The organism is Haloferax marinum (assembly GCF_009674625.1).
In the GTDB taxonomy this organism is placed as follows: domain Archaea; phylum Halobacteriota; class Halobacteria; order Halobacteriales; family Haloferacaceae; genus Haloferax; species Haloferax marinum.
Window position 1 is genome coordinate 85900 of record NZ_WKJQ01000003.1, and the last position, 16627, is coordinate 102526.

Below are 16627 nucleotides of genomic sequence, written 5' to 3' on the forward strand. Positions count from 1 at the left end.
TCGGGTGCAGACCCCCCAGGACAACCTCCGTGGGGTTTCGGCTGCAACGTGGCAGACCCCCTGTGGTACCACACTCTGTCACGGGTCTCGGCGTGATTGTCGCGCACCGCTCGACACTGGGGTATCCACGAAACTCAGCCAACAGTATTTTTCCCTGGGGGACGAACCTCGAACAGTCACCGTATGAAGACGTACCCGACACTTCCGAGACTCGAAGACGCCCCGCCGGAGTTGCTCGCGAGTGGACACCTCTGGCTTCGTGAGCACGTTTCTGGCCTCCAGATGCGATTTCGAATGGATTCGTCGGGTCTCCTCGTCTTTGGTGCAGAAGAACGCGTCTTCGACGACGTGCCACCGCCGTACCAAAACGCGGTCAGACACGTTCGAGAACAGTTCGACCGTGACGCCTTCTACGATGCCGTCGACGACCCGTCCGCATTCGTCTTCTTCGGTGTCGCACCGTGTAACGTCGGTGTCGACTACGAGTGGGAGCGTGTGCCCCCATTTTTCGGCTGGTCGGTCTGGTCCGAGAACAAACACCGTCTCCTCCCTATCGACATCGCCGAACGAATCTTCGACCGACTCGGCCTCACCCCACTCAACACGTTCCGAAAAGAGGTGAACGTTAGAGACTTCCACCCGGAACGGTACGACGTCCCCGAGTCTGCGTGGTACGATGGCCCCGCAGCGGGCGTCATCATCGAAAACCGCCGTGGTGGGTCTGCAATCATCGAGAACAGACCTACCGAAGTCGAGGACGAATTGCAACCTATCCACGGTGACCCTGAAGCCGTAGCCACTTCGCTCGTCACAGCGGACCGAATCGAGCGAGCCATCGACGCCATCGAGAACAGAAGTGGGTCGGTCACGACTGAGGAGGTTCGAACCCGAGTGTTCGAGATGGTTGCCTGTGAGGAGTACCGTAGACTCGACGCAGGCAACGTCGAATGGGTTGCATTGCGGTCGGCAATCGGACCGGTGGTCGCCGCAGAACTCGGTGGGGCCTCCGGCGACTAACCAGAGAGTCGAGTCGCCAGGGTTCGAGACGACTCCGGGGGGCCTTTACTCTCTGGCCTCGTTTCGCCACGTATGGACCCGGATGAGAACCATCACGGATGGGCCGAGCGCTCTGGAGATTTCTCGCCTGCGTACTACGCTAAAATCGGCCCAAACGAGGTAAGTGAGACCCTCGCGACGGTTTTCGACCACTACGTGAGTTCCGACGCCAAGATTCTCGAAGTCGGGTGCAGTTCTGGCCGACACCTCGCACACCTCCTCGACCACGGGTACGAGAACCTCACCGGTCTCGACCTCAACGACGACTCGTTCGAAGTGATGGCCGAGTACTTCCCTGCCCTCTTCGAGACCGGGACGTTCCACACCGGGGCACTCGAGGAGTTCGTCCCCGAATTCCGCGACAACCAGTTCGACGTCATCTACTCGGTCGAGACGCTCCAGCACGTCCACCCCGACGACACGTGGGTGTTCGAGGAGTTAGCCCGTGCCTCGGGTGACTTGGTGATAACCGCGGAGAACGAAGGAAATAGCCCTCAACGCGGTCGAAATGGTTCTGAAGTGAGCTACGTGAACGACGACTTCCCGTTGTTCCATCGCAACTGGAAGCAGGTGTTTACAGACGTTGGGCTCGCTCAACTTCTCGAAGAACCGGGCAAACGTGATACGGTTCGTGTGTTCCGCGTTCTCTGAGTGCTAGTCGGTAATCGGGACTTCTCGGCCACCGCCGACTCGGGTGCACGAAACTTCACTGGCCCCACGACCGGGTTCACCAAATCTAATTAAATATGTCTGATAGGTTGTCGAAAGCATATGTTTTCTACTACGTTTTCTATTCACGGATTTTCTGTCTTAGTACTGCGTTTTCAGGTAGTAGAATAGACCTCGCTCGTAATGTGCCCTCCTCCTCGTTCTCCCTACGTAATGAGGTGCTATCTGTGCGAAAACAGTCTTTCCGACACCGAATAGCCAACATTTGAACACGACCTGACTGATTTCATCCTCAAATATCTGATACTCATTATCCCCTGCCAGTTCAGACACCCATATGGTTTCAGCGAGCGTACATTACGGGTATGAGTCGAGAGACCAGTGGTGCCGAGCGAATCCGACGTATCCTTCGCAATCTGGATACCGGTTGGTGGATATTTGCACTCGTCGTCGGGAGTGTGTTGGTGTTCGTCGGGTGGGTCTATCTCCCTTGGATAATCTTTGGCTTGTTCGTCTACTACGTTGCACGACCGATAGAGACACGAGTCGAGCGAATCGCGCCGTCAAAAAATATCGCAGCAGTCGTGACGCTACTGCTCATCGTCCTCCCAGTCGTTGGGATTCTGGGGAGTGCGATTCTCCTCACTATCGCCGAGTTAAGTCGGTTTTTCACGACCGAAGTCGTGGCACAACTCAACGCCATCCTCCCTATCACGATCGACGCGATACCAGAGGACCCAGCGGAATTCGTCCGTCAACTGGCCGAGTTGTTTAGTGGGGGGGCATTTCAGGACGCGTTCGGTTCGCTATCGAGAACGGTTGGCTCTGTCGCGTCCGGACTGTTCAATGCGTTCCTCTCGCTTCTCTTTGCGTTCTTTCTCCTCCGAGAAGACGAAAGACTCACGGCTTGGTTCCACGCGAACATCGCAGACGAGGACTCCGAAGTCGTCGAGTATCTCTCTGCAGTCGACGAAGGCTTGGAATCGGTGTACTTCGGATACACCGTCACTATCTTCGTCGTCATCGTACTGGCCGCTGTCGTCTACCTGGCGTTCAACCTCATCGCGCCATCTGGCCTCCAAATTCCTGCACCGATTCCGTTGGCAGTCATCACTGGCATATTCACCATCGTCCCACTCGTCGGGCGAAGTATCGTCTACGCCATCGTCACCGCGTACCTCGTCGTCGTTGCGCTTCAATCGAACCCGTCGGCTCTCTGGTTCCCGTTGCTGTTCGTAGTCGTGATGGAACTTCCGTTCGATAACCTCATCCGCATCTACATTCGCCCGGCGCTCTCCGGCCGGTTGTTCCCGATGGGGCTCATCGTCTTCGCGTACCTCATCGGCCCACCGATGTTCGGTTGGTACGGTATCTTCTACGGCCCATTCCTGATGGTCGTCGTCGTACTGTTCCTTCAGTTGAAATTCCCCAGAATGCTCCACCCTGGAAGAGAAACGGGCCCGCTTCGTCCAGCCGACCCACACGATGATTGGACCGTCGACGAAGGGCAGACGAGACTCGACGACGTCCGGACTGATATCGACGACCCAGCGGGTGCCACCGACTGACCGCTCAGACTCGTTGCCGTGGGACCGTCACACCGAGCAGTGAATTTGGTAAGCGCTGCCACACCGAATCCGTCTCGGGAACGAGAAAGTCCTCCGCTGTTCGTTACTCACGTCGATATCGAACAGCGAAAAGAAGACGCCAAGTTAAGAGGTTTGATGTGTCAACCTCGAACCTCAACAGTGAGGAGTACGAAGGACGAGCTGATGGCGGCAGAGACGATGGCAAACAAACCGATGGTGTGTGAGGCGACGGCCAGTGATGTCTTCGAAGCACTCGCCAACAGGTACCGGCGTCAACTACTCGTTACACTCGCTGTGATGAATCCACAGCAGGACGAGACGCTAGACCCGTTCGAACTCGTAGATGGAACGACCGAGGGGGACGACTCCGACGCCACCCACGTCGCATTATTCCACGTTCATCTTCCGAAACTGAGCAATCATGGGTTCATCGACTGGGACGAAGAGACGGGAGAACTCTGTACTGGAACTGCGTGGGGTGAGATCGAACCGGTCGTCGACGTACTGCAGGAAAATAGGGACGAACTCCCAGACGGTCTGGTGTAGTATTTCGTCTCGACGTGAGGGTGCGAGGAGTGCCCCCCGAGTTCTGACGCGACGGCTTATTCTCTGGCCATGATTTGGTCCATCTCGGACTCTTCGTGGACGAATGGTTTACCGCTGACATCGACGGTTATCCGAGTGATATCGCCCGTGAACTCGAATGGTGTTCGGTCGCGGTAGTTATCACTCACTGCGTTGACAGCATCTCTCCCGCAACTCAGGCCTGCAGTCAGACCCATCGTTATCGGGATCGTCATCGGGATGTCTCCTTCTCCGACTTGTTTGTCACCGTAATAGAGTCGGACGGTTCCGGGTGCGCCTTTGCCTTCTTTCAGGTCGGGTTCGCCGGTTGTCTCGAACTCCATCCGGACCGAGGTCTCCCCTTCTGGAATCGGGTCGCTGGCGACGATTTCGTACTCCTCAACGCCCACGTAGTTGTGGACGTATCGGAGATGGTTGTCTTCGACGTACAGTGAGTATCCACCGGACCGCGCGCCGTGGGCGATGAGAACCCCTTCAGCACCACCTTCTGGGACTGTGATGTCTGCCGTGATGCTGTGGTCGCGGTTGAACACTTTGACCGCTGCGTTCTCTGGGATGTGCTGTGTCTTTGGATAGTAGGTGTATTGCTCTCTGGGTTTCCCGGGTTCCGGTCGCCATTCTGCGAACCGCTGGACACTGCGTCCATCGAGGGGAAGGACATCGTATCTCCCTGCTTCGGTCCACCACAACTGGGCGAGTTCGAGTACTTTCTCTGGATGCTCGGACGCGACGTCGTGGGCCTCAGAGAAATCTTCTTCGATGTGGTAGAGTTCCCATCCCGAGTCTTCGAGCGTGGTTGCTGAGAGGTCCTCGGCAGTCATCGGCTTGCCAAGCGGCCACGGGTGAACTGCCCGCCAGCCATCGTGATAGATGGCTCTGGTCCCGAGCATCTCGAAGTACTGCGTCACGTGGCGTTCGGGTGCATCAGATTCGTCGAGCGAGTAGGTGAAGCTCGTTCCCTCGATTGGTGATTGGGAGTAGCCTTTCACTTCGTCGGGTGCGTCGATGCCGAGCAACTCCAGAATGGTCGGCATGAGGTCGATGGCGTGGACGAACTGCTCACGAACTTCCCCGCGAGCGTCGATTCCGTCTTTCCACGAGACGATGAGTGGGTCACACGACCCACCGCGGTAGGTTTCGCGCTTCCAACGCTGGAATGGTGTATCACCAGCCCACGTCCATCCCCACGGGTAGTGGTTGAAGTATTTTGGCCCACCGAGTTCGTCCATCGCTTCGAGGTTCTCTTCGAGACTCTCGGGGACGTTGTTGAAGAAACGGTTCTCGTTCACAGAGCCGGTGGGTCCACCCTCTGCACTCGCACCGTTGTCGGAGACGACCATCACGAGTGTGTTGTCGAGTTCGCCCAGCTCTTCGAGGTAGTCGAGAACTTTTCCAAGTTGGGCGTCGGTGTGTTCGAGGAAGCCTGCGAACACTTCCATCATGCGGGCATAGAGCCGTCGCTCGTCATCGGAGAGCGAATCCCAGTGGTCGACGTCCGGGTTGTGTGGTGAGAGGTCAGTGTTTTCCGGGACTATCCCCATCTCTTTTTGTCGTTCGAGAATCTGTTTTCGGGCTTCTTCCCACCCCATATCGAATTTGCCTTCGTACTTGTCGGCCCACTCCTGTGGAACTTGATGGGGTGCGTGGCACGCACCCGGTGCGAAGTACGTGAAGAATGGTTTGTCGGGGTCGACCTGTTTCGCGTCACTGATGAACTCGATGGTTCGTGCGGCAAGGTCTTCGGAGAGGTGGTACCCTTCTTCTGGTGTCGTTGGTGGTTCGACTTGGTGGTTGTCGTGGACCAGTGTCGGTGTGTACTGGTCGGTATCCCCTCCGAGGAACCCATAGAACCGTTCGAATCCGCGTCCGAGTGGCCACCCGTCGTACGGCCCTGCCGCACTCGTCGCTTCGGCTGGTGCTAGATGCCACTTTCCTACCGCGTACGTGTTGAATCCTTCTTCGACGAGAATCTCGGAGAGGAAGCCGTTTTCGTGTGGAATGTGGCCGTTGTAGCCGGGGAACCCGGTCGAAATTTCAGTGATGCCTGCCATCCCGTTCGAGTGATGATTTCGACCGGTGAGGAGGCACGAGCGCGTCGGAGAGCAGAGTGCCGTCGTGTGGAAGTTGTTGTACCTGAGACCATCGTCTGCTAACCGGTCGATGTTCGGCGTGTCGATGAGGCCACCATAACTCCCCAACTGACCGAACCCAACGTCGTCTAAAACGACCATGAGAACGTTCGGGGCATCTTCTGGGGCCCGTGTTTCTTCGGGCCACCAGGGTTCTGATTCGTCGTACGTTCGGCCGATACGGCCGTGGAACTCTCGGTTTGTCATTCGTATTGGTCTCCACCCCGTAACCGAGTTCTGTGTTGAAGTCGTGACTCCTCTCAAATTCGAAAGGGCTCGAACCATCACCGTTCTCTCGGCCTGTGGGTTGAGTGGAATATCAGCCGGAATAATAATAATGGTTTTTCATGTGGGTGGGGAGTGTCCCGTGAAACGGAATTACGGCCCAAGAAGAGATACCGTCTTCGGCGTACTGCTCGGACGCAGGTTTCGTTCACCGGTTTGCTGACTGCCCCTCGAGTCTCCCGCGAAGCTCGTCAGAGATGCCGGTGAGGTGGGCCGTTCCGAAGATGGCGACCAGTAGTCCGCCGAGTGTGTTGTACATCAAGTCCAGGACGGTGTCGTCGAGGCCGTACTGGGTGAGTACCTCATCGGCGCCGAGTAGTTGGGAGACGACACCGATGTAGAACTCGAGGAGTTCCCACATCACACCGAAGGCCATCACGAAAGTGAGGAGGTAGACGAACATGAACCGCGGTGGCATGTTGATGTACTCTGTGTGTTCCATCAGCGCTCGCGTCACAGCATATGCAGCGCCCGCGACGAGCGACGACGACAGTGCGTGGGTCATGTGGTCCCACCACCAGACGGCTTTGTACGCGCTGAGGAAGTCCAGACCGGGGAGTGGGAGTGTCCCAAAGGCGTGCAGGAACATCGCGACGGATATCCAGAGCACGATGCCGACGTCCATCGTGAAATCGTACCTGCGTCTGAGAAGGCCGGGCAGGAAGGTTACGAGGAGTCCGACGCCAGCGTTAACGAAGACGCCACTGTTTCCGTAGTACACTCCGAGTGCGAAGATGACGAGCATCAACACCTGGAGGACGCGGACGAGGGTCCGCTCTACTCGTCCACCTTTCTTGACTTGCTGTTCTGCGATCATGCTGCCACCTCGACGTCAGGCTGAATCTCGAGATTCGCCTTGAGTTGCCTTCTAAAGTACCAACGGAAGAGGAGGCCACCGAGGACTCCTGCAATCGCTGCAGAAGTGAAGATAATCATCAACTGGTCGTTCGTCTCGACGAACGCAGTGCCGAGATACTGTGCAGAGAGTGCTGAACCAACGGCCCAGAATCCTGCGAACGCCATGGTTGCCAAGGCGACGAAGAAGATGGCGAACCTCGGTGTCATCCGAACTGTCGTCGTCATCTGAAGTGCGACGACGACGAGCATCGAGAGGGTTGCAATACTGAGGCCGACGACGATGTCAGTGAAGAACGCTGGTCGCCCGACGCCCAGTACCAGTGGGAGCGACGCAAGGAGTAACAACGGCCACGAAACCGTCCGTGTCCACGACCGACTGACCGTCGCAGGTGTGATGGCGACGAGAGCTGCGACTGCTGCAATCGCCATGACTACGAGCAGTCCCGCGAGGAATCCAAGGACTGCGAGGATGGCGAGGACAGCAGTAATCGCCCACGAGATAACTGCATTAATCTTCTCGTCACGAACAAACCACTCTTCTGGTAACTGTTGACTCATGATGGCACCACGTTGAATTCGACGACGAACGTCGGAACATCGACCGAACCGGTGAACTAGTCGTCTCAGATTTAAATAAAGATTAGTGTACAAATGGGTTTTTAACGTCGATACATCTTTTTAAAATCAAGATATTCTGGAACTGACTAACGAACCTTTATTCCTTGGAAGATTGTTATCTATGCTGACAACTAGCCTGTCCGATGGGTGCGTGAACGGTCGCCGTGTCACCCTCATCAGTACTGACGACAGACTTCCGAAATCAAAGACGCCGTTAGACTGGGGTGGCCCATCTGTGATAACGGCTCGGAGACCACGTAATCGACAATGACCTATCCGAGAAGAAACCGATGAAACGGGTACCGACTCGACGAACTCGCCTCCGAATTAGAGCACAAGAGAGACGACGCCGCACGTACTCCCAACGAGCACTCGTCGGGATACTGGTTATGTTGGTCGTCTTCGCAACGGTTCCGGGTGTCGCGAGTGCGAAGACACAGGTTGGTCCGACTGTCGTGGTAGAACAGGGAGAGACGGTCTCAGACGACCTGACGACTGCTGCTGGCACCGTAATTATCCGTGGAACTGTCGATGGGGATGTGACTGCACTCGCTGGTGACGTCGTCGTTTCGGGTGAGGTAACTGGCGACGTAACCGCTCTCGCAGGCCGAATTGACGTAACAGGGAGGGTCGGTGGGAGGCTCACCGCACTGGGTGGGGTTACCACTGCCTCAGGAACAATTGGTGATGGTATCGATACGATTGGCGGTGCGCTGAGTGTCTCAGGCGATGTCTCGGGAACTGTCGACGCGATTAGTGTTCTCGTGACTGTCGAAGACGATGCAACGATCACAGGGCGATTACAGACGACAGCAGTCAGAACACAGGTCAACGGTTCCGTGCTTGGCGGCGAGAACTCGACGTCGAATTTCTCACTCGGTGAACCAGCAGAGACGTCACGCTTCTCAGGGGGACTTTTCGGTTCCCAGTCGCTCGCCACTGGGACGTCCCGTAGTTTGCCTGCGACACTCGCGACGCACCTTCCCACAGGGTCGATTCTCGTTCCGGGTCTCATCCCCGTTCAAACACTTCCGTTCTCTATCTCGTTCCTCGATGCGTACGGATTCTTCGTCAACCTGCTTCTCGGCCTACTACTCGTCGGGATACTCCCGAGATTTTCGACTCGAGTCGCGTCTGGTATCGTTCGGAACCCAGTCCAATCTGCAGGATATGGACTTGTGACTACTATCGGTGCGCCGATCGTGGTCATCTTACTTGGAGTCAGTCTCTTTGGCCTCCCACTGGCACTTGCCAGTGGTGCAACTCTCCTCGTGACCTGGTGGGTTGGGGCGATTTACGGTCGGTTCGCTGTCGGCGTGTGGCTTCTCGAATCTGTCCCTCGCTTGCTCGCGTATGTAAATATCGAGCGAGACCCGGTCGAAAACAGATGGGTCAGTCTCTTCGTCGGTGTACTCGTCGTCGGACTCCTCGCCTCACTTCCGGCCATCGGTCCAGTCGTCGATACTGGTGTTTCTCTCCTCGGTGTCGGAGAACTCACACGCACCGTCTATCGCGCGTACGTCCGAACTGAGCGGTCTGAACACATTGCTGAGCAGACCGAACACACTGAATCGGCAGCGTCCACTCACCGGGGAGACGACTGAGACACCTCTTTCGACACAGAACGCTGGGGGAGATTTATGTCCGTTCGTGTTATACAGTTGACGTAGTAGCTTGTGATTGTCGGGCCCCTCCATCTCCGAAACTTGGGCGTTCTCGACTCTCGCACTGCTGGGGAACTCATCATGAGCAACGAACGAAGACAACACACCGATACTGCTCCTACTGACCCACCGCACGAGAGTATGGTTTGGGTCCCTGGTGGAACGTTTCGGATGGGTTCGGACGAATTCTACCCTGAGGAAGGCCCGGTACACGAGGTTGCTGTCGAAGGATTCTGGATGGACGTCCACCACGTAACGAACGCTGAGTTCGCAGCATTCGTCGACGAAACAGGATACACGACGTTCGCCGAACGTCCGCCAGATCCAGACGACTATCCGGACGCAGACCCAGACATCCTCGTTCCGGGGTCAGCAGTGTTTACGTCGCCGAACCATCCAGTCAACCTCCAGCGCCCGAACCAGTGGTGGTCGTACGTCCCTGGTGCTGATTGGCGACACCCACTCGGCCCCGACAGCAGTCTCGACGGAAAGATGGACCATCCCGTCGTCCACGTCACCTACGAAGATGCCGTTGCGTACGCAGAGTGGGCCGAAAAGAGTCTTCCAACTGAGGCGCAGTGGGAGCGTGCCGCTCGTGGTGGATTAGAACAGAAGCGGTTCGTCTGGGGTGACGACCACGTCGTCGACGGCCAGTTGATGGCGAACACGTGGCAAGGGCAGTTCCCGTACGAAAACGAAGAACTGGATGGATACGAACGAACGTCGCCCGTCGGTGCGTTCCCACCGAACGGATACGGGCTGTACGACATGGCAGGCAACGCGTGGCACTGGACTCGTGATTGGTACAGCGACGACCCGGAAGCCGGTACGAACGACTCACCGTCGTGTTGCACGCCCGCTAATCCACGCGGCGTTTCAGAAGCCCAGAGCATCGACCCACACGACCCGTCACGCATTCCTCGGAAGGTGCTCAAGGGTGGGTCACACCTCTGTGCGCCGAACTACTGCTTCCGCTACCGACCGGCAGCGCGCTATCCAGAACCAATCGACACGTCGACGAACCACGTGAGCTTCAGATGTATCGTCGAGGTGGCCTGACCGAGAGTGTGGGGACAACCCGTCGATTTGAGATCTGCTATTGATGAGTGAGAGTTTCGCTGGATTTCCGCTTGCGGCAGGGATTTTCGCTGTCGCACTCGCGGGGATACACCTCCTCGCTGGACGATGGGAGTTCGCTCGCAGTGAGCGACGTCGCCAATTCCTGTCGGCCGGTGGTGGTGCGTCGGTCGCCTACGTTTTCGTGCTCATGTTACCGGAGGTTTCCGAGGCGGCGGTCGCCGTTGGTGAACTTCGAGCGGACGCATTCCTCGCGGAACAGTTGGTGTTCCTCGCTGCGCTCATTGGGTTCGTTCTGTTTTACGGAGTGGAAGTTGCCGTCACACAACACCGAAGGGACGTGACCGACCCGTCGAAGACGGTCTACCGAGTCCACTTGGCCTCGTTCGTCGTCTACAGCGGCCTCATCGGGTATCTCCTCTTCCACCAAGAAGTCGAGACCTTCTCCAACCTCTTTTTTTACTCAGTTGCGATGGCATTGCATTTTGCTGTCACTGATTACGGGCTCCACCGCCACTATGGCGTCGCGTTCGATACCGTCGGAAAACTATTGCTTGCAGGAGGAACACTCGTGGGTGCCGTAATCGGATTCGTGACGATGGTAGACGAACTGGTGTTAGCGATGTTGTTCTCGCTCGTTGCAGGTGCGATCGTCTTCAACGTCATCAAAGAAGAACTCCCGGATGTTTCGGAAAGTCGCTTCCTCGCGTTCCTCATCGGTGTCGCCGTGTTCGTCAGTCTCGTGTTGCTGGCATAACCGCTGACCGCAGTACTCACAGAGTCCTAGTCTACATCGTCGACTGGAGACTGTGTCGTCGGTGGCTCTTCGAACTCCGCAGGCGAATGGTGCCACGCAGACCCGACTGCAGTCCGTTCCGGAATCGAATCTTCAAGTTTAGGCTTCCGTGTGAGTAGTCTCTCTAACAGCGTCAAGTCGTTCGGATTCTCCTTTTCGATTCGATGGTACTCGATTGCGACTGCGTCGTCGTCAGCGGTTATTACGAAGTAGTTGAGTCGGAACGACGAGTAGAATACGAGCGGGAGGAGTCCGAACACGACAGACCGGCGGTGGAGTCGCTTCAACCACGTTCCGGTGTTGACCACTGCGCGGTCGTCGACCGTAGTGAGAGACGCACGATGCGTGTGGCCGTAGACGAACACAGCGACGTCGGGATTCGATTCGAACACGTCTCTGGCACCGTCGATGTACGCGTCCGAGACCGCTTCCGGTTCGTCCACTTCGACTAATCCAAACCGTTCGAGTGTTCGTCGAACATCTCTCACGACGAAGAACAGTGGAATCGACAGCAGGACGAGTATCACGACGATTACGGCATTTATTGCGATGACGACGTCGAGCAGCACACCGGCGAATCCGATGAATCTGATAAACGAATTGACGATGTCGAGTGGTTCGGCCCAAATCCCCAGAACCGAGAGGATGAACAGTAGCAGATACAGGACACTGATGTTGAACGTGAGGAGGAACGGAAGCGACGCGTATCGGAGGAATGGACTCATCTCGCGGTAGAAATACTTCGATATCATCCACTCCGGTATCTGCGTCATCGGGGTTACCGATTGGATATCTTTGAGCCAGTTGAACTTCCCCCGTGCCGAAAGCTTTCCTGCCCGACTCGTGATGTGTTGGTTCACGAAATACCCTGGAGGATTGGCGTGGGGGTTCCCGAAATCGGGGCTTTTGTTGTTCGGGTCACGTTGCTGTCCGTGTTCTATCCAGATTACTCGGTCACCGACAGGACGCGTAATGACTACTTCCTGTTCGAGCGTCACGTTGTACGCTGCCAATCGGTCGACGTACTCAGGGTAGCATGCGAGTTCGTAGTCGTGGTTCCCTGGAATGAACGTAATCGGTATCCGTTCACCGGTTGCCCGAAACTGCTCGAAGATGTCTGGGTAGCGGTCGACGAGAGCGTCGAACTTTTCCATCCCTTCGAGTTCGGTGAACTCCCACAACCCGAACGCGTCTCCGTTGACGATGAGTTCCGCGTTCTCGTCGCTCTCCTCGAGGTCACGAAGAAAGTCGACGAGTTCGTCTTTGAACTCGACGTTCTGGAGTTGTTCGTCTCCCCCGATGTGCAGGTCGCTGATGAAATAGTATCGTGTCTCGTCTGGGGACATCGCGTGTGAGGACATTACAGGGGTAGCGTGTTTGGAGTACACTTGACAGCGGCAGTCAAATCGGGAAACAGCAGACCTCCAGCCAGTGGCCAGTCAGTCAACTTTGTGGAAAGCCCATTGGTCATAGTGCGGAGATGCCACTGTTCTTGCATGGGTAGTATACGTCTTATCGGTTCATAACGATTTTCTAAATCCAGAGAAATACACGGCTTTCATTTGGGTCTCTCATGGTCCCTATGGCTTGTTCTCGGCACATTAGTACTGTATTGTCAGAACTTCATTGTTTACGGATGTACGTGTGTAACGGATTGTTTCTCCAACTGCGTTAAACACTAGATACTAGACATATATTTCACTCTGTCAATTTTTCACGTACTGACGAAGACCGCAACCCAGGTGATTCTACTTTTCCCACAGAATAATTTTGAATATATGCTTTAACTCGGCTATCTCATCCAAATTAGTTCAATACTTAACTATTCCACCGGTTTTAACCGTGCACCATACTGAATCTACCTCTACCCCAACGATTATATTTATATTATAGTTCCCATACAATTGTGACTTCGTGTCTACTACTGCTTACTTCTGCGCTCACCCGGAACCAGTGACTCTGGACACAGTCATACTGGTCCTACGTCGGGGCACGAACGCGACGGCCCATCCGAAAAAGAGTATCGGCAATCCAATCTCACAGAGTTCTATACCACCGATATCTATAAGATGACAGTTTCGGAATACTCGTCCGTGTCCGAGTACGAATACCTAGAGACAGAGATAGCGGACCGCACACTTACCATCACACTCACGAACGAAGCGTCTCTCAACGCACTGAACACGACTTTGCGCGGAGAGTTAGAAGACGCACTCCAGAGTGCCGAGGACGACGACGAAATCCGTGTTGTGGTCCTCACGGGTGCAGGGAGAGCGTTCTCGTCGGGGTACGATTTCGGTGAGGAAAGCACCAAAACCATGGACGACCTGATCAAATCGTCGTACACGCATCTCGATACCATCTTCAACCTGAACTTGCCCGTAATCGCAGCAGTCGACGGGTACGCGCTCGCCGGTGGGTGTAATCTTGCGCTCGTGTGTGACCTGACGATTGCGACAGCACGTTCTGAGTTCGGCTTCCCAGACGTCCACATGGGCGAACTACCGCCTCGCCTCGTGTTGCCGTTCGTGACCGACTCGTTGAAACACGCGCGAGAACTTCTGTACGGAGGAAAGCACATCAGCGCCGAGACGGCGGCGGAGATGGGGCTGATAAATCAGGTCGTGGAAGACGAAGACGCACTTTGGGCTGCAGTCGAGGAGGAAGTCTCTCACATCAAGAAGACGCCGAGTTCGGTCGTAAAACTCCTCAAGGACACGCTCAACGACATCCAGGAGACGCAAGGGTACCGCTCGAACTCTGCAGGGAAAATCGATGAGTACCTCTATGCTGTGACATCCGAGACCGAGACTGCTCATCGATTTCACGAAATCGTCGAAGAAGAAGGTGTCAACGCAGCTATCGAGTGGATGAACACCGCAGAAAAAGACTAGCTAGAGACAGTCACTCTGCGCCGATTTCGAGACTCGCATCGAGTATCGAAAGACCGTCTTCGGTAGCGACCACTGGGTTGATGTCCAGTTCCTCGATTGCAGGATTGTTCGTCACGAGCGTCGAGACCGACAAGAGCAACTCGACAAGTTCGTCTCTCTCGACTGCTGGGAGGTCACGTGGTCCGTCGAGTAACGCCTGCGCGTCGATCTCGTCTATCATCTCTTTTGCGTCGTGTTCCGTAACGGGGAGTGCTCTAAATGCAACGTCGTTGATTGCCTCTACGAGGATACCACCGATACCGCAGGTGACGACGGGCCCAATCTCTGGATCGTTGACGACGCCCACCAGCAGTTCGATTCCGCTCGGAACCATCGGTGATATCAAGACGCCTTCCACTCGGGCAGCCGAGTCGTACTCACTAGCGTCGGTGCGGATCGATTCGAATGCGTCACGAACTGACTGTTCACCCTCGACACCTAACTCGACGCCGCCTGCTTCGGTCTTGTGGACGATGTCCGGTGACGCGATTTTCATTGCGACAGGGCCGTCGAACCCGTCCGCGATTTCAACTGCTTCCTCGGTCGTTTCTGCGAGTTCGAAAGACGAGACAGGAGCACCGTGGTCAGCGAGTATCGTTTTGGATTCGAACTCGGAGAGAGTCGACCGATTCTCACCTATTGCTTCGACGACGAGTGGGTTTGTGTTCTCGTCACCGTCGATAACGAAATCCGACTTTTCACCCGCGTGGGACAGGTGGTCTCCGTACTCAGCGAGCGCCCGCAGTGCTTCGACTGCTGTATCGACTTCTTCGTACACCGGTACGCCGTTCTCTGAGAGGTATTCCAGCGCAGTCGAACACCTAAGTTCCTCCCACAAACTGTTGAATACGACGGGTTTCCCGACTTCGTCGACCATGTTCGCAACTTTACGGGCGATGTTGAGGTCGCGTGTCGGTTCGTCTTCGCGTTCTGTCTCGTCGTCACTCCACCAACATTCTTCGTACCCGAGTGCCCCACCCGTAATCAAGAGGGCATCGACGTTTGGGTCTTCGAGGATATGTCTCGCCGTATCGTACCACATCGTCTCGTGGTCGGACATTCCCATCACGTCGACTGGGTTGGTGAGATTCGGCGACAGTTCGTACAGTTCTTTGAGCGTCTCTTGCGTATTCGAGGTCAAATCAGGGACTTCGAGACCAGCGCGTTCGATCGCGTCTGCCGTCACCGTGGCGTGACCACCGCCATCAGTGAGCACGGCCACGTTCGGTCCGTCGGGAATTGGACACGTCGTCAGTGCCTCAGCGACCGGTACGAGCAGGTCCACGCTGTCGAGTGGATGGACGCCAGCTTGGCGATAGGCTGCTTCGACGACGGCGACATCGCCAGCTAGTGACGCTGTGTGAGACTTTGCTGACTCTCTGCCTTCTGCTGTCCGCCCTGATTTGTAGACGACGATTGGCTTCTCTCTCGAGACACGTCTGGCTTCTCGGAGGAATGCTCGACCATCGTTCATTCCCTCGACGTACATGACGACACCGTCAGTGTTGTCCTCCTCACCGAGGAACTGGAGATATTCGTAGAATTGGAGGTCGGTTTCGTTTCCGACCCCGATGTTGTAGCTGAACCCGACGGTTCCGCTGTCTTCAGCATCGACCGAGAGCGCAATCCCCATGTTTCCAGACTGGGTTATCATTCCCAACTTACCGGGTGTCGTTCGGATACCACCGAGGAGGTGGACGTGCTGATGAACGAAGTCTGCACCCTGAATGTTCGGCCCGATTAGCCTGACGTTTGCTTCGCGGGCGGCCACGGCCAGTTCATCTTCGAGCGACTCTTCGCCCACCTCACCGAAGCCAGCAGTGTTGATTACAGCGCCTGCAACACCTGCTTCGCCACACTCACGGATTGCCTCTGGAACGTACTGTGCAGGAATCACGATAAACGCCAGGTCCACCTGCCCAGGAATATCGAGAACAGATGGGTATGCCGGTAAGTCGTGTACTTCGTCGTATTTCGGATTCACTGGATAGATGTCGCCGTCGTAGCCCCATCGGAGAAGATCTGAAATCGTGTAGTTGCCACGTTTGTTTGGGTCCTGTGACGCACCGATGACCGCAATGGCTTGCGGATTAAATAGTCGCTCGAGTTGGTCCATTGTACAGACTGACCCAGAGAACCATCTAATAGATTGGGGTCGTGTCACGTGGTAATATGTCTGAAGAGCGTGCAGCCTTGTTTCACACATGGTGAAACTTTAGCAACTGCATCTGAACTACCGACCAGTCTCGGTCGGTGAGACGCTATTGTTTCACACATAGTGAAATCAACCGCTCTGGTGGTCCGATTTCGAGGCAACGTTACAGTAGTATCTCTGTAATACAACGTGTCATGTTACCTCTACTCAAAA

13 protein-coding genes are annotated in these 16627 nt (G+C 55.7%); 8 read left to right on the forward strand and 5 right to left on the reverse strand.

The genetic code is table 11. From position 1 onward, the window contains the following. Positions 1-294: 294 nt before the first annotated feature. From GJR99_RS16865 to GJR99_RS16880, 4 genes are all read left to right on the forward strand, one after another. The gene (locus GJR99_RS16865) at positions 295-1017 is read left to right on the forward strand and encodes a hypothetical protein (RefSeq protein WP_151114310.1); all 723 of its coding nucleotides are present in this window, start codon (positions 295-297) and stop codon (positions 1015-1017) included. A gap of 72 nt (positions 1018-1089) precedes the next feature. Continuing rightward, positions 1090-1707 (forward strand): class I SAM-dependent methyltransferase, encoded by a 618-nt coding sequence (locus GJR99_RS16870; protein WP_151114232.1) that lies wholly within the window; start codon positions 1090-1092, stop codon positions 1705-1707. 383 nt (positions 1708-2090) lie between these two features. Continuing rightward, a complete protein-coding gene (locus GJR99_RS16875; RefSeq protein ID WP_151114233.1) occupies positions 2091-3293 on the forward strand; it encodes an AI-2E family transporter in 1203 nt (400 codons plus the stop codon). Between the two features lie 204 nt (positions 3294-3497). After that, complete coding sequence (locus GJR99_RS16880; protein ID WP_151114234.1) at positions 3498-3860, forward strand: DUF7344 domain-containing protein; 363 nt, start codon at positions 3498-3500, stop codon at positions 3858-3860. A 56-nt stretch (positions 3861-3916) separates the two neighbouring features. On the opposite strand, the gene GJR99_RS16885 is transcribed toward GJR99_RS16880, so the two are convergent. From GJR99_RS16885 to GJR99_RS16895, 3 genes are all read right to left on the reverse strand, one after another. Beyond that, positions 3917-6235: an arylsulfatase gene (locus tag GJR99_RS16885; RefSeq protein WP_151114235.1), complete on the reverse strand. Its 2319-nt coding sequence runs from the start codon at positions 6233-6235 to the stop codon at positions 3917-3919. A gap of 226 nt (positions 6236-6461) precedes the next feature. Continuing rightward, positions 6462-7130 carry a hypothetical protein gene (locus GJR99_RS16890; protein ID WP_151114236.1) on the reverse strand — a complete coding sequence of 223 codons (669 nt, stop codon included), beginning with the start codon at positions 7128-7130 and terminating at the stop codon, positions 6462-6464. Next, on the reverse strand, positions 7127-7729 hold the full coding sequence (locus tag GJR99_RS16895) for a hypothetical protein (RefSeq protein ID WP_154326135.1): 603 nt from the start codon (positions 7727-7729) through the stop codon (positions 7127-7129). The genes GJR99_RS16890 and GJR99_RS16895 overlap by 4 nt, the downstream gene beginning before the upstream one ends. 449 nt (positions 7730-8178) lie before the next feature. Between GJR99_RS16895 and GJR99_RS16900 the strand changes: the two genes are divergently transcribed. The 3 genes from GJR99_RS16900 (at position 8179) to GJR99_RS16910 (ending at position 11287) form a co-directional block, all read left to right on the forward strand. After that, positions 8179-9393, forward strand: coding sequence for a bactofilin family protein (locus tag GJR99_RS16900; RefSeq protein WP_151114237.1), 1215 nt, complete (start codon positions 8179-8181; stop codon positions 9391-9393). Positions 9394-9594: 201 nt separating this feature from the next. Beyond that, positions 9595-10512 carry a formylglycine-generating enzyme family protein gene (locus GJR99_RS16905; protein WP_151114238.1) on the forward strand — a complete coding sequence of 306 codons (918 nt, stop codon included), beginning with the start codon at positions 9595-9597 and terminating at the stop codon, positions 10510-10512. A gap of 43 nt (positions 10513-10555) precedes the next feature. Further along, positions 10556-11287, forward strand: coding sequence for a hypothetical protein (locus GJR99_RS16910; protein ID WP_151114239.1), 732 nt, complete (start codon positions 10556-10558; stop codon positions 11285-11287). Between the two features lie 26 nt (positions 11288-11313). Here GJR99_RS16910 and GJR99_RS16915 read toward each other — a convergent pair whose 3' ends face one another. Continuing rightward, a complete protein-coding gene (locus GJR99_RS16915) occupies positions 11314-12687 on the reverse strand; it encodes a metallophosphoesterase (protein ID WP_225317681.1) in 1374 nt (457 codons plus the stop codon). 732 nt (positions 12688-13419) lie between these two features. On the opposite strand from GJR99_RS16915, the gene GJR99_RS16920 reads away from it, so the two are divergent. After that, a complete protein-coding gene (locus tag GJR99_RS16920; RefSeq protein ID WP_191967174.1) occupies positions 13420-14220 on the forward strand; it encodes an enoyl-CoA hydratase/isomerase family protein in 801 nt (266 codons plus the stop codon). A 10-nt stretch (positions 14221-14230) separates the two neighbouring features. On the opposite strand, the gene GJR99_RS16925 is transcribed toward GJR99_RS16920, so the two are convergent. After that, positions 14231-16375, reverse strand: coding sequence for an acetate--CoA ligase family protein (locus GJR99_RS16925; RefSeq protein ID WP_191967175.1), 2145 nt, complete (start codon positions 16373-16375; stop codon positions 14231-14233). Between the last annotated feature and the right edge of the window lie 252 nt (positions 16376-16627).